Origin of the sequence: Pacificoceanicola niger (assembly GCF_048553275.1) — a bacterium.
Classification (GTDB): domain Bacteria; phylum Pseudomonadota; class Alphaproteobacteria; order Rhodobacterales; family Rhodobacteraceae; genus Pacificoceanicola.
This window is the reverse complement of sequence record NZ_JBLZMW010000010.1, coordinates 95,340-111,955: the sequence shown is the minus strand read 5'-3', so window position 1 is coordinate 111,955 and position 16,616 is coordinate 95,340. Positions and strand designations below refer to the sequence as shown.

Here is a 16,616-nt window from a genome sequence, read left to right as displayed (position 1 = left end):
AGGAGCCAGCAATGCCCGTCAGGACAACCCATGTCGGATCGCTGCCGCGCACGCAGGCGGTGGTGGATTTCATCTTTGCCCGTGAACGGGGCGAGGCCTACGATCAAGCCGCCTTTGACGCCTGCATGACCGCCGCCGTGTCGGAAACCGTGGGCAAGCAGGCCAGGGCTGGCGTCGATATCGTCAGCGATGGCGAGACGTCCAAGATCAGCTACGCGACTTACGTCAAGGACCGCTACACCGGCTTCGACGGCGACAGCCCGCGCAACGCGCCCGCCGATCTCAAGCTGTTCCCCGGCTTCCTGCAACGCATCGCCGATAGCGGCGGCACGCCGCAATATGCCCGGCCCATGTGTGTGGGTGAGGTGAAATCCAAAGGGCAGGGCGAGCTGGAAAAGGACATTGCCAACCTCAAGGCGGCGATGACTGATCATGGCGTCGAACGCGGCTTCATGAATGCGGCGTCGCCGGGGGTGATCTCGCTCTTCTTGCAGAACGATTTCTACAAGACGCGCGAGGCCTATCTGGCCGCTTTGGCCGACGCGATGAAGGCCGAATACGAAACCATCGTCGCCAGCGGGCTGGACCTGCAACTGGACTGCCCTGATCTGGCCCTGTCGCGGCACATGCTGTTCAACGACCTCAGCGACGCCGAGTTCGTCAAGGTTGCCGCCAGCCATGTGGAGGCGCTGAACCACGCGCTTCAGGACGTGCCAGAGGACAAGGTCCGCATCCATATCTGCTGGGGCAATTACGAGGGACCGCATGTCTGCGATATCCCGATGGCCAGGATGTTCGACACGCTCATGTCGGCCAAGGCGCGCTATGTGCTGTTCGAAACGTCGAACCCGCGCCACGGTCACGAATGGACCGTCTTCCGCGACCGCAAGGGCGACATTCCCGAAGCGAAGGTTCTGGTGCCGGGGGTCGTCGACACCACCACGAACTTCGTCGAGCACCCCGAACTGGTGGCGCAACGCATTGCGCGGTTTACGGATATCGTTGGCGCGGACCGCGTGATCGCGGGCAGCGATTGCGGCTTTGGCACCTTTGCGGGCTTTGGCGCGGTGGACCCGGAAATCGCCTATGCCAAGCTCGGCGCACTGGCCGAGGGCGCGGCGCTGGCATGAGCCTGCCGCTGATCTACCTGCCGGGCATGATGTGCGATGCCCGGCTCTTTGGCCCGCAGGTCGCGAAGCTGCCCGGCACGGTGTTTGTGCCGATGCAAGATGACACGGTGCAGGCCATGACGGCGCGGCTGTTGCGGCATCTGCCGGATCGGTTTGCGCTGGTCGGGCTGTCGATGGGCGGCATCCTCGCGATGGAAGTGATCCGGCAGGCCCCGGACCGGGTCGACCGGGTGGCGCTGCTGGACACCAACCCGCTGGCCGAGACGCCCGAGGTGCAGGCCCGTCGTGGTCCGCAAATCGACCGGGTCCGCGCGGGCAAGCTGGCCGAAGTGATGCGCGACGAGATGAAGCCGCATTACCTGTCGGACGGGCCGCACCACGCAGCGATCCTTGACCTGTGCATGGATATGGCGCTTACGCTGGGGCCTGACGCCTTTGTCAACCAGTCGCTGGCGCTGCGCGATCGCCCGGACCAATGCGATACGCTGCGCGCCTTTGACCGCCCTGCGCTGGTGCTGTGCGGCGCCGAAGACCGGCTCTGCCCGGTCCACCGCCATACCCTGATGCATGAATTGCTGCCCGATGCCACCCTGACCGTGATCGACGGGGCCGGGCACCTGCCCACGCTGGAAAAACCAACCGAGACAACGGCGGCCCTGCGCCGCTGGCTGGAGGCCTGATGAACGACGCCCTTCTGACCCTGCTGAAACAGGTCGACACGCCCACCGTCTGCAACGCCATCGAAACCGCGCAGGGCAAGCGCGGCTTTGCCGCGTTTACCCGTGGCACGATGCAGGCCTCTGATCCTGGCGCGTGCGCCATGGTCGGCTACGCCCGCACCGCGCGCATCGCCGCGTTGGCCCCGCCGACCGAGGCCCCCGAGGTCATCAAAGCCCGCCGGATGGACTATTACCGCCACATGGCAAGCGGGCCGCGTCCCGCCGTCGCGGTGGTCGAGGACATGGATTACCCCAACTGCATCGGCGCCTATTGGGGCGAGATCAACACGACGGTCCACAAGGGCTTTGGCCTGTCTGGCGCCTTGACCAATGGTGTGATGCGCGACCTTGGCGACCTGCCGAATGGCTTTCCTGTGGTGGCAGGTTCCATCGGGCCCAGCCACGGATTTGTTCATGTTCGCGAGATCGGCACGCCGGTCACGATCATGGGGATGCAGGTGCGTGATGGCGACCTGATCCATGCGGACCGGCATGGCGGGCTGGTCATCCCGCCCGAAGTTATCCCTACGTTGAAAGCGGCCATTCACAAACTGCAGGATACCGAGAAGCTGATCCTTGAACCGGCAAGCGCAGACGGCTTTGACTTCGATGCTTTCGAAAAGGCATGGACGAGTTTCGAGGCATCCCGCACCTGATCCATATTTCCGTATCGTGCGGATTTTTGGCAGCGTGCAGGAGGGCAACGACCGGCATTGACAAGTTGTCGGATACTTGACGCGGTTAGCAGGAGGTGGTGGCGTCAGGCGGTCATCTCGAGGGTGCATCCGTGCCATAGATCGAAAGCGTCGGGTCTGGTTTGGCGTCGGGCGTTCGCGGACATGCGGTAGCGGCGGGGCGGAAAACGATATTGATCTGGTCGTGGGCGGCGCTGCGCCTGGCGCGCAGACTTGAATCGCCCCATCAGCTCTTCGCGTTTCCGGGTTGGCCGATATGAGCCTTCAATGCGATTGTTCAATCCCTTGTGCGCCGGGTTCTCCGTGTTCGGGGCGAGATCACGGATCTGCTTGATTTAGCTGCGCAATGTTTCTGTGATTACAACGCGTGGATAGCCGGAACGGGCCATCACCCGCTTCATGAATCGCCTTGCCGCCTTGGCGTTTCGATGCGGTTGCACAAGCATGTCCAGAACGTCACCGTTTGCATCGACTACCCACCAGAGCCAGAATTTCATGCCTGCGATCGGCACAACACCTTCGTCCAGGTGCCATATGACCGCCGCTGCCGGGCTGTTACGTTTTACATTATGCGCAAAGTGGTCTCCAAATCGGTTCACCCTTTGCCTGACGGCCTCCCGACTTTCGATCACTCCGCGTTCCGCCAGCAGGTCTTCAACATCCGCCGTGCTCAGGGCGAAGCAATGGTAGGACCGGACCGCCTAGGCGATGATCTCGCGCGGAAAACGGTAGCCTTTCAGGCGCGGCATCTCGGCCGTCCCTTTCAGACCCTCCACCTAGTCGAGAACGTAACCCCCAACACCTTGGCAATGCCCTTTGTTGCCATCGGTGCGCCGGACGGGCCCTATGGTCTGACCGATCTGCTCGACATGCCCTTCATCGCCATGGCGCAGGGAACCTCGGTGCGGGCGCTGCCGGACAGCGCCTGCCTTCGGCTGGGTCACACGCTCTTGCCGCGGTTTGAGGTTGCGCATCTCGCCACGGCGGGGGCCTTCGTGGCGCAGGGTCTCGGGATCACCGTTTTGCCGGAGCTGACGCTGGCCGTGCCACGCACCGACAGGCTGCCCCGGCCGAAGATCGGCGATTTTGGCCTGCAGCGGGGCATCGGTCTGGTGCGCCCGCCGGTCAGGCCTTCATGGATATCCTCGCCAAGACACCTTGGCGAAGCTGAACGGCAAGCTGGCGCGGGCCTGTATCGCGTCGACCGCGCAGTCGCGCGGGGAGCCAGGCGGGGCAACAGCCCCGCCATGACCCTTGCTGCGTTCGGGCGGCGCTTTCCCTGCGGTCCGCCCGTCAGCGCCCTGCTCTTCACAGCTTCAACAGGGCCCGCGCGTTCTCGTGGCAAACCTGCGCCCGCTCGCGCTCCGTGAGCGGGGCCGCCTCGATCCAGTCGCCCGCCTCCGCGCTGCGCTCGAAGGGGTAGTCAACGGAGAACATCACCCGCTCCGGCCCCAGCATGTCCAGCGCACAGCGCAGCGGCGCGTCGGCGCACATGCCCGAGGTCGTCACCCAGATGTTCTGCCGGAAATAGTCCGATGGCTTGCGTTCGAGCCGCATCTCGCCGCGGTTCGAGATGTCCCATCGGCTGTCGAGCCGCCACATCAGGTAGGGCAGGGTCTCGCCCAGATGCCCCAGCACCAGCCGCGCGCCCGGGTAGCGGTCGAAGGTCCCGGCAAAGACCAGCCGCAGCGCATGGGTCGCCGTCTCCACCGTCCAGGACCAGACCGGCCCCCAAAGCTCGGGGTGGGCGTGGTACATGTGTGTCTGTTCCGGCGGGTTGTTGGGGTGGATGTAGACCGGCACCTCGAGGTCCGAGACCCGCTCCCAGAAGGGCGCATAGCGGTCGTCGTCGAGATAGGCTCCGCCGGTCTGCCCGTTCACCATCGCGCCCTGCATGCCCAGCTCGCGCACGCAGCGTTCCAGCTCGTCGGCGGCGTCTTGTGGCGACTGCATCGCGAGATGGGCGAAGCCGCCATAACGCTCGGGACGTCTCGCGATTTGCTCTGCGAGCACATCATTCGCCTTGCGCGCCAGCCGCACGGCGGTGTCAGTGCGCGTCTCCGCCTGCACCCCTGGCCCGGCTAGCGACAGGATCGCCCGCTCGACGCCGATGCTGTCCATCGCCGCCAGTCGCATCTCGCCGAAATCCTCCAGCGCGGTGCGGGCCTTGCCAAAGAGGGATGGGCTGATGTTGGGCGCGGTGGTCGCCCAGTAGTCGACGAAATCGGGATGCAGGAAATGTTCCTCGAGCGCGATTTTCGGGGTCTTTGTCATGGTGATCGTCCTTCAGATTTCGAAGATCTTCTTTTCAGTACGGTGCAGGCAGGCGCTCACGCCGGTTTTCGTCACGAGATAGTTGTCGCAGATTACCGCGAAGACGTTGCCTTCATCGTAGCCCGGATGCACGGCGAGCAGCATGTCTTCCGCCAGCGGCATGGTCTCGTCGTGGCGGATCAGCGGGCGTTCGACCATCTCGCAGCCCTGCCCGTGGGCATAGAGCCGGGTCTCCGGCGGCAGGCCGCGCGCCTGCATCCAGACGTCGTGCCTGTGGGCGATGTCGGCAGGGGCGGCACCGGGGCGGATCTGGCGCAGCGTGTGGTCCTGCGCCGCCTTCACATGTTCGAAGGCGGCGAGCAGCGCGTCGGGCGCCTTGCCCAGAACCAGCGTCCGCGCGATCTCGAGGTAAATGCCGCCGGGTCCGTTGACCTCGATCAGGATGGAGCGGTGATCGCCCGCTCGCATCTCGCGCGTCTGGAAGGGGCGGTTGAGGAAGCGCGAGGCCTCGCCCACCGGTGCGGACAGCCCGAGGTGGATGCCCTGGTCCGAGCCGAGCCTGCGCCCAACCGCTTCGGCATGGTCCGAGACCTCGCGGTCGGTGACCCCGGGCCGGATGAAATCGCAGACCTCGGCAAAGACCCTGTCCTGCAGGGCAGCGGTCTGACGAATCAGCGCGATCTCCTCGGCGCTCTTGACCGCCTTCACGGTGTCGAACGCCTCGGTGGTGTCCACCGTCTCGAACCCTTCGGTGAGGGCACACATCAGCCCGTGGGGCAGGGCGCCGGGACAAAGCAGCCCGATCCGCCGCGCCCCGCGGGCCTGCAGCGCCTCGGTCACTAGGCGGCTGTCGTAGTCGATGGTGTAATGGATCGTCGGAAAGGATGGCGTGCCCAGCACGCGCGAGACGCCGCGCGTGGCGGGATCGTCGGGGTCGGTGGCGCGGTCGGTGCCGAAGGCCCCCATCTCCACCACGCTCATCGGTCCGTCGGCAAAGAAGATCACCGTCCGGGGATAGCCGTTGTTCGCCGGAACATCGGTCAGCCAGCGCACGTAGCCGCCCATCCAGTCTTCGCGCGCCTGCGTCACCAGCGCATCGAGGCCGAGGTCTCTCATGACCCTGCGGGTGACGGTCCAGCGTCGCTCCAGCTCCTGCGGGGTGATCGGGGAATTGGTCTGCATCAGGACCTCCTTGCGGCGTCGGCCAGCGCGTCTGGCCCGCCCGAAGCGTAGCGGCGGAAGTTCTCGCGCACCGTTGGCAGGCATTGTTCGTGGTAGCAGTCGGCAAAGCCGCCGACATGCGGCGTTATGACGATGTTCGGCGCGGACCAGAGCGGGTTGTCAGCGGGCAGCGGCTCGGTCTCGAAGACGTCGATCCCGGCCCCGGCGATCTGTCCCGAGGTCAGCGCATGGAGCAGCGCCGTCTCGTCGACGCAACCGCCCCGCGCGAGGTTCACAAGAAAGCCGGTGGGCTTCATCGCCGCCAGCAGCTCCGCGTCGACGATGTGCCGCGTCTCGGGGGTGAGCGGTGTCAGCACGACGGTGAAATCCGCTTGCCCCACCGCCTGTTTGATCTGCCGGCGGGGGAAGATGCGGTCCACACGCGGTGCGCTCTCGCGGCCCGAGACACCCGTCACCGTCATCCCCAGCGTCTGCGCATAAAGCGCCAGCGTCTCGGCGATCTGGCCCAGCCCCAGCAGGCAGAGAGTCTTGCCGTGCAGCAGCGCCTGCGGTCGCCGGTCCCAGTCCCCGCGCGCCTGCGCCGCGAGTAGATCCGGCACCCGCCGCGCAAGAGTGAGCATCAGCGTCAGCGCCAGCTCGGCCATCTGCGGCCCCTGCACCCCCACCACGCGCGAGATCGGCAGCCCGCGCGGAAAGCTCTCCATGTGCAGCAGCGCGTCGATCCCGGTGGTGAGCGACTGCACCCATTCGAGCTGCCTCATGCGGGCGACCAGCGCGGGCGTCATCTTGGGCGCGAGGCCGATATAGACCTGCGCCTGCGGCGCGAGGTCCATCGCCTGAGCCTCGTCATGGGCGGCCAGAAAGCGGTGTTGCGGCCATGTCTCGCCCAGCTTCGCGACGTAGAAATCGCTCCAGTCGGGCAGCTCGTGACAGATCAGGACGGTCTTTCGGGTCATGGGTCAGCCTCCATACAGGACGCGCGGCAGCCAGAGAGCCAGCCCCGGCACAGCAAACAACAGCGCCACCAGCACGACCGGCGCCAGCAAGAAAGGCAGGATCGCTCGGTAGAGCGTCGCCATCGGCATGTCCCGCACCTGCGCCCGGATGATGAAGAGGTTCATCCCCACCGGCGGCGTGATCAGCCCCAGCTCCACCAGCACTACGACGAAGACGCCGAACCAAATCGGATCAAAGCCGTATTGCACCACGATCGGCAGAAAGACCGGGACGGTGATGAGCACCATGCCGATGCCTTCGAGAAAGCAGCCGAGCAGAATGTAGATCGCCACGATCAGAGCCATGACCATCCAGACCGACAGTCCCGCCTGTTCCGCCAGTCCTAGCAGGTTGTCTGGCAGCCGGGTTTGAACGACGAAGTTGGAGAACAGCGTCGCGCCGATGATGATCATGAAAAGCGCACAGGAGACAGCGACGCTGTTGCGGATCGCCTCGATCAGCCCGTCGACCTTCAGCGTGCCGCGCAGAAATCCGAGGGTGATGGCACCGAAGGCCCCGACGGAGGCCGCCTCGGTCGGGCTGAAGAGCCCGGCATAGATGCCGCCGATGGTCAGCACGAAGAGCAGGACGAACTGCCAGGGTTCGCGCAGGGCGGTCAGGCGTTGGCGCAGCGTGGCAGGGGCCTCGCGCGTGGTCTCGCCACGGCCCGCGACGAGCATGGCGATCGCGATGTAAAGGAGCAGCAGCACGAGGCCCGGGATCATCGAGGCGGCAAAGAGCCGTGCGATGGAGGTCTCGGTGATCGAGGCGTAGATCACAAGGATGATCGACGGCGGGATCAGGATGCCGAGCGATCCGCCCGAGGCAACCGTCGCCGCTGAATAGCCCCGATCGTATCCGGCGCGTGCCATCTCGGGCATGGCGATGCGGGTCATGCTGGCGGCGGTGGCGACCGAGGAGCCGCAGATCGCCCCGAAGGCCGCCGAGGCGGTCAGCGTCGCGATGCCCAAGCCCCCGCGCAGTCCCGACAGCATCACGCGCGCCGCGTTGAACAGCTCGGCGGACATGCGCGATCCGGTGGCGATCTCTCCCATCAGGATGAACAGCGGGATGACCGAGAGGTTGTAGCTCGACGCCACGTCGAACATAGTCGTCCCGGCGAGGAATTTTGCCGAAAAGACGGAGTTCAGCAGGATGTTCCCGCCAAGCCCGATCAACGTCAGCGCAAGCCAGACCGGCTGGCGCAGGAAGAGCAGCATCAGCATCAGCGTGATGCCGGACAGGCCGGTGACGAAGGGGGTCACAGCGCACCCTCCTCGTTGGGGGCGGTGGGGACCGACCGCAGCACGACCCGCAGTTGCAGGACGTAGGCCCAGAAGATACCCGCCAGCCCCACGAAAGCCACCGCCCAGAGCGGCCATTTCGGAATGCCCAGTTCAAGCGAGCGCTCGCCCCAGGCCCAGGCGTCCATCGCCGGCTGGATCATCGCCCAACCGAGGAAGGCGAACAGCACGATCCCCGTCACCGCCGCCAGCACGCTCAAAGCCCGCAGCCCGCGCGGGGGCAGCACCGCGTCGATCAGGTCGATCAGGATCTCGCCGCGCCGCGCCACGACGGGCGCGATGCCGAACATGGTCATCACCAGCAGCGCGATGCTCACCACGTCGTAAGCGCCCTTGACCGGCGTGTCGAAGGCGGCCCTCAGCATCACGTCCGCCACCACGCAAAGCATCATCACCACCAGCGCGACCCCTGCCACCGCATGCATCGCGCGGGTGATCCGGTCGCCGTCCCTGTCCATTTCCGTCATGCTTCGATCCTTTTCCATCGTGGGGAGGGCGCAGGGGTCGACCCTGCGCCCGGTCGCGTCACTTGGTGTAGGCATCGACGAAGGCATCTGCCTTGTCGCCGGCCTGAGCCATGCCGTCGGCGACAATGGTCTCGAAGGCGGTCTTCAGCCCGTCGATCCCGGCGTCGTCCAAAGTCACGATCTTCACCCCGGCGTCGACCATGTACTGCCGCCCCTCGGCCTCGCCTGCGTCCCAGCGTTCGCCGAACCACGCAGCGCGGTCGGGGCCGGTGGTCTCGTCGATGATCTTCTGCAGCTCCGGCGAGAGACGGTCGTAGCTGCGTTGGCTCATCACCACCGCGAAGGTCGCGGAGGCCAGCCCCGGCTCCAGCGTGTAGTCGGTGACCGGCCCGAGGTCGAAGGCCTTGGTCGCCTCGAAGGGGAAGGTCGCCCCGTCCACCACACCCTTGGCCATGGCATCGGCGGCCTCGCCCGGGGGCACTGGCACCGGCGCGGCGCCCATCGCCTCGATGATCTTCTGCCATGTCTCGCCAGCATAGCGGATGCGCAGCCCCTTCAGGTTGCCCAGGTCCGCCGGATTCGCCTTGGCGAGGTTCACCTTCAGCGGCGGCGTCACAGCGAGCCACAGGATCTTTGTTCCGGGATGCTCTGCGGCGAGGTAGTCGGGGGCGAGTTCGGTCAGGCGGCGCGAGCTGACGGCGCTGCTGTCGCCGCCCAAGGGATGAGTCAGCGGCAGCCCCGCCAGTTCGGTCAGCGGGAAACGGCCCGGCGTCAGCCCGTGCAAAAAGATGCCGATGTCGGCGCCACCCGACGACACGATGTCGAACTGGCGCGGCGGCGGGCCGAGCTGGGCGGCGGGAAAGACCTCGAGCTGCAATTCGCCGCCGGAGGCCGCGCCGATCTCTGCGCCCCAGTCCCTGATCGCCTCGACGAAGGTATGGGCGGGCGGCAGGAAGGTGGTCACCTTCAGCGTCTCCGCCATGGCCGGAGCGGTGCCCAGCATCAGCACAGTCATCACGCCGAGCGCGCGGAATGTCTTCATCATCATCATTATTATAAGTCCTCCCTTGTCGCGGACGGGATGCGGCCCGTCCTCCGTCTTTCGCGTTCTCGCGGCGGTCCCGGCGGCTCCTCTTCCGCCGGGACTGCCTCAGAACGCCGTCCGGTCGCCGCCTTTCAGGTCGAGGATCTCGCGGGCTTCCTCCGGCGAGGCGACCTCGCAGCCGAGTTCCTCGACGATGCGGCGGATCTTGTGCACCTGCTGGGCATTGCTGTCGGCCAACACGCCGCGCTGAATGAAGAGGCTGTCCTCCAGCCCGACGCGGACATTGCCGCCCATCTGGCTTGCGGTGGTGGCCATGGGGATCTGCGCCGCGCCCGCCGCGAGGATCGACCACCGGTAGTCGTCACCGAACAGCTTGTCGGCGGTCTTCTTCATGAAGACGAGGTTGTCGATGTCCGCGCCGATGCCGCCGAGGATGCCCATGACGAACTGGATGAAGATCGGCGCCTTGAAGAGACCGATGTCCATGCAGAACCGCAGGTTGTACAGGTGCCCCACGTCGTAGCATTCATGCTCGAACTTGATGTCGTGCGGGGCCAGCGTCTTCGCCGCTTCCTCGATGTCGCGGAAGGTGTTGCGGAAAATGTTGCCGTCTGAGCCCGCGACGTAGTCCTTCTCCCAGTCGAATTTCCAGTCGGTGTAGCGCTTTGCCAGCGGATGGAAGCTGAAGTTCATCGACCCCATGTTCATCGAACACATTTCGGCGGAAAAGGTCGCCGCGGGCCGGATGCGGTCCTGGATCGAGAGGGTCAGCGAGCCGCCGGTGGAGATGTTCACCACCGCATCCGTCGCCTGTTTGATGCGCGGCAGGAAGGGTTTGAAGTCCTCTGGATCGACCGAGGGTGCGCCGGTCTCGGGATTGCGCGCATGCAGGTGCAGGATGGAGGCCCCGGCCTCGGCGGCCTCGATGGCGGCCTCGGCGATCTGGTCGTAGGTGTAGGGCAGGGCGTCCGACATGGTGGGCGTGTGGATCGCCCCGGTGACGGCGCAGGTGATGATGGTGCGGGGTTTGCGGGCCATGGGTCAGGCCTCCTTGGTGTTGGCAATGGTCGGTTTCGAGGTCTGCCGGGCGGGCGCCATAACGCGGTAGCCCAGCGGAAAGAGGTCGGTGTCGAAGCGGTCGCGGATTAGCCCCCAGACGCCACGCGGTGCTTTCAGCATCACGACAATGGCGACGAGGCCCAGCACGAGCAGGTAGATCGTGCCGAGGTCTGCCAGCGTCTCGCGCAGGGCAAAGAAGATCAGCGTGCCGATGATCGGGCCTTCGATGGTGCCGATGCCGCCGATGACGACGATAAAGATGACGAAGGCGGTCCAGTCGTTGACGCTGAAGGCCGCGTCAGGCGATATCCGCAGCGTTTGCAAGAAGATCAGCGCACCGACCATTGCGGTCAGGGCCGAGGTCACGACGTAGACGAGGAACTTGGTGCGCCAGATGTCGATGCCGAGCGAGGCGGCGGCCAGTTCGTTGTCGCGGATGCCGGTGAGGGCCAGCCCCTTGCGCGAGCGCAGGAACAGGTAGACCGCCGCGACCACCGCCACCGCCGCGCCGAGCGCCAGCCAGTAGGAGAGCGCTTCGCGCCCGTCGCGGCTGTCGGCCAAGCCCTTGACGATGCCTGCGGGCAGCGAGGTGCCCGAGCCGCCGCCAAGCACTGAGAGCTGGGAGAAGAGCAGGCGGAAGACCTCTGCGATGACCCATGTTCCGATGGCGAAATAGGCGCCCCTCAGGCGGAAGATCAGCGTCGCGACCGGAACGGAGATCAGCGCACCCGCGATCCCGGCGAGCCCGATGGCCACCAGCGGGTCGATCCCGGCGAGGATGGTCAGCGCGAACAGCACGTAGCCGCCGAGGCCGACATAGGCCTGCTGCCCGACGCTGACGAGCCCGGCGTAGCCCGCCATCAGGTTCCACAGGCTGGCAAGTGCCAGATAGAGGCACAGTTCCGAGATCAGCCGCATGTCGGCGCGACCGGCCCACCAGGGGGCGGCGATCAGCGCCACGAGGGCGATTGCGCCGAGCGTTGCGGCAATGCGGGCCGCACGCGACGTGCGCTGGACGGTGTAGTCTGCAAGGGTCATCCGTTCATCCTCGGGAAAAGGCCGTTGGGGCGCAGGGCAAGGATCGCGAGGAAGACGAGGTGCCCCGCCAGAAGCTGCCAGCCCGGATCGATCCGCGCGCCGACGGTCTGCGCCACGCCGAGGATCACGCCGCCTGCGAGCGTGCCCCAGAGGTTGCCGAGACCGCCTATTATCACCGCCTCGAAGCCGAAGATCAGGCGACCGCCGCCGATGGAAGGGTCGAAGCTGGTGCGTATGCCGAGGAAGATTCCTGCCACCGCGACCACCGCCAGCGACAGCGCCATGGCGAGGCCGAAGACATGCGCCTTGTTCAGGCCCATGACCTGCGCGATGTCCTGATTGTCCGAGGTCGCGCGAAACGCTCGCCCCAGCGGCGTGCGGTAGAACATCCACTGCAGCGCCGCGATCACCGCCACCGCCACTGCGAAGGTCAGGACCGGCATCCAGCCCAGCGTCAGCGATCCGAGCGTCACGCTCGCCGTCTCGATGGAGCCCGCGTCGAGCTTCTGCGGATCGGCGGAATAGCCTTCGAGCAGGGCGTTCTGCAGGATCACCGACAGGCCGAAGGTCACCAGCAGCGGCGGCAGCAGGTCCTCGCCCAGTGTTCGGTTCAGCACGCCGCGCTGCAGCGCGTAGCCGATCCCGGCCATGGCGGGAACGACAACCACCAGCGCCAGCAGCGGATGCAGCCCCAGCGCGACCGACGTCGTCAACCCGAGATAGGCCGCCAGCACGATAAGATCGCCATGGGCGATGTTGACCAGCCGCATGACGCCGAAGATCAGCGACAGCCCGGCGGCGAAAAGCGCATAGAGACCGCCCAGAAGCGTCCCCTGCACGATGGCGTTGATCCAGTCCATGCCCGTCACTCCATTCCGAAATAGGCGCGCGAGATCGCCTCGCGCGAGATGGTGCCCGAGGCGCCTTCGAGGGAGATCCGGCCCTCCTGCAGGCAATAGACGCGGCTCGACACCGCCAGCGCCTTGGTGATGTCCTGCTCGACGAGGATCGCGCTCATGCCGCCGTCGACGATGCCCGGGAGGGCGGCGTAGATGTCGCGGATGATGATCGGCGCGAGGCCCAGGCTGATCTCGTCGAAAAGGATGAGGTCGGGGTTCGCCATGAGCGCACGGCCGATGGCGACCATCTGCTGCTGCCCGCCCGAGAGCGAGGTGGAAGCCTGATGCCGCCGTTCCTCAAGGATCGGAAACAGATCGTAGACCCGGCGCAGCGACCATGGTCCGGGGCGTCCGATGCGGCCGCCGATGATCAGGTTCTCCTCGACCGAGAGCGAGGGGAACAGCTGCCGCCCCTCCGGGACCAACGCAATGCCCTGCTCTGCCACCTGATCGGCGCGCAGCGCGCCGATGGGCTGGCCGCGCCAGGCGATCTGCTCCGCCCCGTTGCGCATCAGCCCGGAGATCGAGCGCAGCAGAGTCGATTTCCCCGCTCCGTTCGCACCGATGATCGCCAGCACCTCGCCCGCGTCGAGATGCAGGTCCAGCCCGTAAAGTGCCTGAAAGTCGCCGTAGAAGGCGGCGAGTCCGCGGATTTTCAGGATGGGATCAGGCATCGGCTTCGATCCCGAGATAGATTTCCTGAACCGCCTTGCTGTTCATCACCTCGCGCGGGACGCCTTCGTCGATCTTGCGGCCAAAATCGATGACGATCAGCCGGTCGACCACGGCGAGCAGCGCATGCACCACGTGCTCGATCCAGATGATCGAGACGCCGGTGGCGCGGATGTCCTTGATAGTGTCGACCAGCGCGCGACATTCGGCTTCGGTCAGCCCTCCGGCGATCTCGTCGAGCAGCAGCAGCTTCGGTTTCGCACACATGGCGCGGGTCAGCTCCAGCCGCTTGCGCGACAGCAGCGTCAGCCCCCCGGCGCGGTCGTTGGCGCGGGGCAGCAGGCCGGTCTGCTCCAGCACCGCGAGGCAGTGTCGCTCCGCCGTGCGGCCCGACAGCCCCGCCGCCTGCGTCGCGGCGATCATCGCGTTTTCGAAGACCGTGAGTTGGGCAAAGGGCTGCGGCACCTGAAAGCTGCGGGCGATGCCCATGCGCGACCGGGTGGCGGCGTTCAGCCGGGTCACGTCGCGCCCTTCGAAGCGGACGCTGCCGCTGTCGGGCGTGACCGTACCGGTGATGAGGTTGAACATCGTGGTCTTGCCCGCGCCGTTCGGCCCGATGACACCGAGCGCCTCGCCGGGCGCGAGCGCGTAGCTCTGGTCGTCCGCGACCGTCACCGCGCCGTAGCGCTTGGTCAGCCTGTCGAGTTCGAGGATGGGCGTCATGTGTCTGGACCGTTCGGATGTGTCTGGAGATGGGGGAGGGACGGTGGGCGTCCCTCCCCGCGCGGCGGCGCACTCAGAGGAGCTTCAGTGCGCCCGTGGTCGGCACCATCGGCGCATGGGCGTTGGCGACGATCTTCAGGTCGAAGGCGTCGCCGTGCTTCTGCCACTGCCCGGCGACGAGCGGCGTCTTGGTGACGTTGGCCATCGGCCCGTCGGACCAATTCACCCGACCGACGATGGTGTCCATGTCGGTCTGCGGGATCGCGGCGCGGATGGCATCGGGATCGTCGAGATCTTCGGCCCGGGCGATCACGTCGGCCACCACCTCGAAGAGCGCGTGCTTGAAGCCGATGGGCTGGGTCCATGGCCGCCCCGAGGCCTCGGTGTAGCCATGCGCCAGATCCGCCGCGCTGGCCCCTGTGAGCGAGGAGGTGAAGGGATGCGCGGGCGACCACCAGACCTCGGACGACAGCCCGTCGCCGCGCGGCCCGAGGCTTTCGATCACGCTCGGGAAGAGCAGCGCCTTGCCGATGGTCACGAGCTTTGGGCCGAAGCCCTGCTGCGCTGCCTGTGTCCAGAAGGTCGCGAAGTCCGGCGGGATCATGTTGCCGGTGACAATCTCCACGCCGCCCGCCTTGAAGGCGTCGATGTAGTTGGAGAAATCATCCGACAGCGGCTGGTAGCGACCGGGATCGATCAGGTCATAGCCCGCGGCGGCCAGCGGTTTGGGCAGGCCCAGTTCCGCATCGCCCCAGGCGTTGCCGTCGGCGTCATTCGGAAAGAGCCCGCCGACCTTGGGTGCCACGCCGGACTTACCCCACATGTCGAGGAAGGCGGCGATCACGTCTTCCAGCCCCCAGAAGAAGTGGTAGGTGTAGTCGAAACCCTCGCCTGGCACACCGCCGCGGCCAAAGAAATACGGCTGCCACGGGCAGTCGGTGGTGATGCAGGGCACCTCGTTCACCTCGGCCTGATCGGCGACCGGGTTGACCGTGTCCGGGGTCGAGGCGGCGACGATGATATCCACCTCGTCGCCGAGGATCAGATCGGCGGCCACCTCTGCGGCGCGGTTCGGGTTGGACTGGCTGTCCTTCGAGATGATCTCGACAGTCCAGGCCTTGCCGTTGTTTTCGATGCCCGCGCCGTAGATCTCCTGAACCTGCCGCAGCACGTAGTCGTCCGCTTCGGCAAAGCCCGCCAGCGGGCCGGTGCGCGGGCTGACATGGCCCACGCGCAGGATCGGCGTCGCGGCATAGGCGCGGCTGGCCCGCAGGATCCCTGGGGCGGCAAGCATCGCGGCGGTCCCGGTCAGGAACTGGCGACGTGTCCTTGGATGCGTCATTGTCTTTTCTCCCTTTTGGAATCCCGACCGCTTCTGCGGCAGGGCTGTGCACGGGCTCCTTCTGCCCTTGCAGTGGCCGGGGCGGTCTTGGCGCCGCCTCCGTCCCGTCATGTCTCGTCGTCTCCGTCCGGCCTCAAGCCGGCGTCAGTCGGTCAGGATGCCGTCCAGCCGCCGCAGATGGGTGGTCACCCGGTCACGCGTCTGCGTCGCCTGCTCCGGCGTCCAGCTGCGAAAGCCCTCGCCGCTTTTCATCCCCAGCCGTCCCTCGGCCACGAGTCGTTCGAGGTAGGGCGACGGCCCCTTGCGGTCCTCAAGATCGGCGAGCACCGTGTTGTGGATGTCGAGCGTCAGGTCGGTGCCCACGAGGTCCGCGTTCTCCAGCGGCCCCAGGACCGAGAGCCTGCGCCCGAAGCAGTTCTTTACCACCGTGTCGACCGCCTCCGCGGAACAGATGCCGCGTTCGACGAGGCTGATCGCCTCGCGCCAGAGCGCATGCTGCATCCGGTTGCCGATGAAGCCGGGCACGTCCTTTTCGACCCGCACCGGCGTCTTCCCGGCGCCGGTCAGCAGGGTCATCATCGCGTCCATCGCCGCATCGTCGGTCCATTCCGTGCGGATGACCTCCACCAGCGGGATCAGGTGCGGCGGGTTCCACCAGTGAGTGCCGAGCGCGCGATGGCGCCGCCTGAGCCCCGACATGATCTGCGTGATCGGCATGACCGAGGTGTTCGACGCGAGGATGCAGTCCTCGGGCGCATGGACCTCGGCTTCGGCAAAGATCGCCTGCTTCAGCGCCAGCTTCTCCGGCGCGGCTTCGAAGACGAAGGCCGCCTGCCGCACCGCGCCGCGCAGGCTGTCCATCAGCTCGATGCGCTTGAGAACGCGGGCGATCTCGGCGTCGTCCGCCCCCATGAGGGTCAGGCTGTCGCGGACCCGGTCGGGCAGGGCGGCAAGCGCCTCGGGCACCGGGTCCGAGACCGCCACGTATTGCCCCGCCCGCGCCAGCGTCAGCGCGATGCCATGGCCCATGAGCCCTGCGCCGATGACGGCGATCTGCTGGTTCTTCGCCAT

General features: G+C 66.4%; 17 protein-coding genes and 1 pseudogene. 4 read left to right on the top strand and 14 right to left on the bottom strand.

The genetic code is table 11. The features are described from left to right. Positions 1 to 11 precede the first annotated feature (11 nt). The 3 genes from ACN2XU_RS13945 to ACN2XU_RS13935 are packed head-to-tail and all read left to right on the top strand — an operon-like array spanning position 12 to position 2,505. Positions 12 to 1,130 (top strand): cobalamin-independent methionine synthase II family protein, encoded by a 1,119-nt coding sequence (locus ACN2XU_RS13945; protein ID WP_419411063.1) that lies wholly within the window; start codon positions 12 to 14, stop codon positions 1,128 to 1,130. Continuing rightward, positions 1,127 to 1,810 (top strand): alpha/beta fold hydrolase, encoded by a 684-nt coding sequence (locus ACN2XU_RS13940; protein WP_419411062.1) that lies wholly within the window; start codon positions 1,127 to 1,129, stop codon positions 1,808 to 1,810. Before ACN2XU_RS13945 ends, ACN2XU_RS13940 begins: the two co-directional genes overlap by 4 nt. Then, a complete protein-coding gene (locus tag ACN2XU_RS13935; RefSeq protein WP_419411061.1) occupies positions 1,810 to 2,505 on the top strand; it encodes an RraA family protein in 696 nt (231 codons plus the stop codon). The genes ACN2XU_RS13940 and ACN2XU_RS13935 overlap by 1 nt, the downstream gene beginning before the upstream one ends. A gap of 104 nt (positions 2,506 to 2,609) precedes the next feature. On the opposite strand, the pseudogene ACN2XU_RS13930 reads toward ACN2XU_RS13935, so the two are convergent. After that, positions 2,610 to 3,311, bottom strand: a pseudogene (locus ACN2XU_RS13930) (IS6 family transposase). 42 nt (positions 3,312 to 3,353) lie between these two features. Between ACN2XU_RS13930 and ACN2XU_RS13925 the strand changes: the two are divergent. Next, positions 3,354 to 3,914 carry a LysR substrate-binding domain-containing protein gene (locus ACN2XU_RS13925; protein ID WP_419411060.1) on the top strand — a complete coding sequence of 187 codons (561 nt, stop codon included), beginning with the start codon at positions 3,354 to 3,356 and terminating at the stop codon, positions 3,912 to 3,914. Here the strand turns inward: ACN2XU_RS13925 and ACN2XU_RS13920 are convergent. From ACN2XU_RS13920 to ACN2XU_RS13860, 13 genes are all read right to left on the bottom strand, one after another. Beyond that, positions 3,853 to 4,818 carry an amidohydrolase family protein gene (locus ACN2XU_RS13920; protein WP_419411059.1) on the bottom strand — a complete coding sequence of 322 codons (966 nt, stop codon included), beginning with the start codon at positions 4,816 to 4,818 and terminating at the stop codon, positions 3,853 to 3,855. The genes ACN2XU_RS13925 and ACN2XU_RS13920 overlap by 62 nt on opposite strands. Positions 4,819 to 4,830: 12 nt before the next feature. Continuing rightward, the gene (locus ACN2XU_RS13915; RefSeq protein WP_419411058.1) at positions 4,831 to 6,000 is read right to left on the bottom strand and encodes a M24 family metallopeptidase; all 1,170 of its coding nucleotides are present in this window, start codon (positions 5,998 to 6,000) and stop codon (positions 4,831 to 4,833) included. Further along, positions 6,000 to 6,956 carry a D-2-hydroxyacid dehydrogenase gene (locus tag ACN2XU_RS13910; protein ID WP_419411057.1) on the bottom strand — a complete coding sequence of 319 codons (957 nt, stop codon included), beginning with the start codon at positions 6,954 to 6,956 and terminating at the stop codon, positions 6,000 to 6,002. The genes ACN2XU_RS13915 and ACN2XU_RS13910 overlap by 1 nt, the downstream gene beginning before the upstream one ends. 3 nt (positions 6,957 to 6,959) lie before the next feature. After that, complete coding sequence (locus tag ACN2XU_RS13905) at positions 6,960 to 8,261, bottom strand: TRAP transporter large permease (RefSeq protein ID WP_419411056.1); 1,302 nt, start codon at positions 8,259 to 8,261, stop codon at positions 6,960 to 6,962. Beyond that, complete coding sequence (locus ACN2XU_RS13900; protein ID WP_419411055.1) at positions 8,258 to 8,767, bottom strand: TRAP transporter small permease; 510 nt, start codon at positions 8,765 to 8,767, stop codon at positions 8,258 to 8,260. Before ACN2XU_RS13900 ends, ACN2XU_RS13905 begins: the two co-directional genes overlap by 4 nt. Positions 8,768 to 8,825: 58 nt before the next feature. Beyond that, entirely contained in the window at positions 8,826 to 9,818 is a 993-nt protein-coding gene (locus ACN2XU_RS13895; protein WP_419411054.1) for a TRAP transporter substrate-binding protein, read from the bottom strand. 99 nt (positions 9,819 to 9,917) lie between these two features. Further along, complete coding sequence (gene kce, locus ACN2XU_RS13890) at positions 9,918 to 10,850, bottom strand: 3,5-dioxohexanoate:acetyl-CoA acetone transferase (RefSeq protein WP_419411053.1); 933 nt, start codon at positions 10,848 to 10,850, stop codon at positions 9,918 to 9,920. Positions 10,851 to 10,853: 3 nt separating this feature from the next. Next, positions 10,854 to 11,909 carry a branched-chain amino acid ABC transporter permease gene (locus ACN2XU_RS13885; RefSeq protein ID WP_419411052.1) on the bottom strand — a complete coding sequence of 352 codons (1,056 nt, stop codon included), beginning with the start codon at positions 11,907 to 11,909 and terminating at the stop codon, positions 10,854 to 10,856. Next, a complete protein-coding gene (locus ACN2XU_RS13880) occupies positions 11,906 to 12,769 on the bottom strand; it encodes a branched-chain amino acid ABC transporter permease (protein ID WP_419411051.1) in 864 nt (287 codons plus the stop codon). The genes ACN2XU_RS13885 and ACN2XU_RS13880 overlap by 4 nt, the downstream gene beginning before the upstream one ends. 5 nt (positions 12,770 to 12,774) lie before the next feature. Beyond that, positions 12,775 to 13,482: an ABC transporter ATP-binding protein gene (locus ACN2XU_RS13875; protein WP_419411050.1), complete on the bottom strand. Its 708-nt coding sequence runs from the start codon at positions 13,480 to 13,482 to the stop codon at positions 12,775 to 12,777. Then, entirely contained in the window at positions 13,475 to 14,203 is a 729-nt protein-coding gene (locus ACN2XU_RS13870; RefSeq protein WP_419411049.1) for an ABC transporter ATP-binding protein, read from the bottom strand. Before ACN2XU_RS13870 ends, ACN2XU_RS13875 begins: the two co-directional genes overlap by 8 nt. Positions 14,204 to 14,276: 73 nt before the next feature. Continuing rightward, positions 14,277 to 15,545 (bottom strand): ABC transporter substrate-binding protein, encoded by a 1,269-nt coding sequence (locus tag ACN2XU_RS13865; protein WP_419411048.1) that lies wholly within the window; start codon positions 15,543 to 15,545, stop codon positions 14,277 to 14,279. 144 nt (positions 15,546 to 15,689) lie between these two features. Then, on the bottom strand, positions 15,690 to 16,616 hold the full coding sequence (locus ACN2XU_RS13860; RefSeq protein WP_419411047.1) for a 3-hydroxyacyl-CoA dehydrogenase family protein: 927 nt from the start codon (positions 16,614 to 16,616) through the stop codon (positions 15,690 to 15,692).

Excerpts from the sequence above, each read along its gene's own strand:
- ACN2XU_RS13945 (WP_419411063.1), top strand. The coding sequence starts at position 12 with ATGCCCGTCAGGACAACCCATGTCGGATCGCTGCCGCGCACGCAGGCG.
- ACN2XU_RS13940 (WP_419411062.1), top strand. The coding sequence starts at position 1,127 with ATGAGCCTGCCGCTGATCTACCTGCCGGGCATGATGTGCGATGCCCGG.
- ACN2XU_RS13935 (WP_419411061.1), top strand. The coding sequence starts at position 1,810 with ATGAACGACGCCCTTCTGACCCTGCTGAAACAGGTCGACACGCCCACC.
- ACN2XU_RS13925 (WP_419411060.1), top strand. The coding sequence starts at position 3,354 with ATGCCCTTTGTTGCCATCGGTGCGCCGGACGGGCCCTATGGTCTGACC.
- ACN2XU_RS13920 (WP_419411059.1), bottom strand. The coding sequence starts at position 4,818 with ATGACAAAGACCCCGAAAATCGCGCTCGAGGAACATTTCCTGCATCCC.
- ACN2XU_RS13915 (WP_419411058.1), bottom strand. The coding sequence starts at position 6,000 with ATGCAGACCAATTCCCCGATCACCCCGCAGGAGCTGGAGCGACGCTGG.
- ACN2XU_RS13910 (WP_419411057.1), bottom strand. The coding sequence starts at position 6,956 with ATGACCCGAAAGACCGTCCTGATCTGTCACGAGCTGCCCGACTGGAGC.
- ACN2XU_RS13900 (WP_419411055.1), bottom strand. The coding sequence starts at position 8,767 with ATGACGGAAATGGACAGGGACGGCGACCGGATCACCCGCGCGATGCAT.
- ACN2XU_RS13895 (WP_419411054.1), bottom strand. The coding sequence starts at position 9,818 with ATGATGATGATGAAGACATTCCGCGCGCTCGGCGTGATGACTGTGCTG.
- kce (WP_419411053.1), bottom strand. The coding sequence starts at position 10,850 with ATGGCCCGCAAACCCCGCACCATCATCACCTGCGCCGTCACCGGGGCG.
- ACN2XU_RS13885 (WP_419411052.1), bottom strand. The coding sequence starts at position 11,909 with ATGACCCTTGCAGACTACACCGTCCAGCGCACGTCGCGTGCGGCCCGC.
- ACN2XU_RS13880 (WP_419411051.1), bottom strand. The coding sequence starts at position 12,769 with ATGGACTGGATCAACGCCATCGTGCAGGGGACGCTTCTGGGCGGTCTC.
- ACN2XU_RS13875 (WP_419411050.1), bottom strand. The coding sequence starts at position 13,482 with ATGCCTGATCCCATCCTGAAAATCCGCGGACTCGCCGCCTTCTACGGC.
- ACN2XU_RS13870 (WP_419411049.1), bottom strand. The coding sequence starts at position 14,203 with ATGACGCCCATCCTCGAACTCGACAGGCTGACCAAGCGCTACGGCGCG.
- ACN2XU_RS13865 (WP_419411048.1), bottom strand. The coding sequence starts at position 15,545 with ATGACGCATCCAAGGACACGTCGCCAGTTCCTGACCGGGACCGCCGCG.
- ACN2XU_RS13860 (WP_419411047.1), bottom strand. The coding sequence starts at position 16,616 with ATGGCGAAGAACCAGCAGATCGCCGTCATCGGCGCAGGGCTCATGGGC.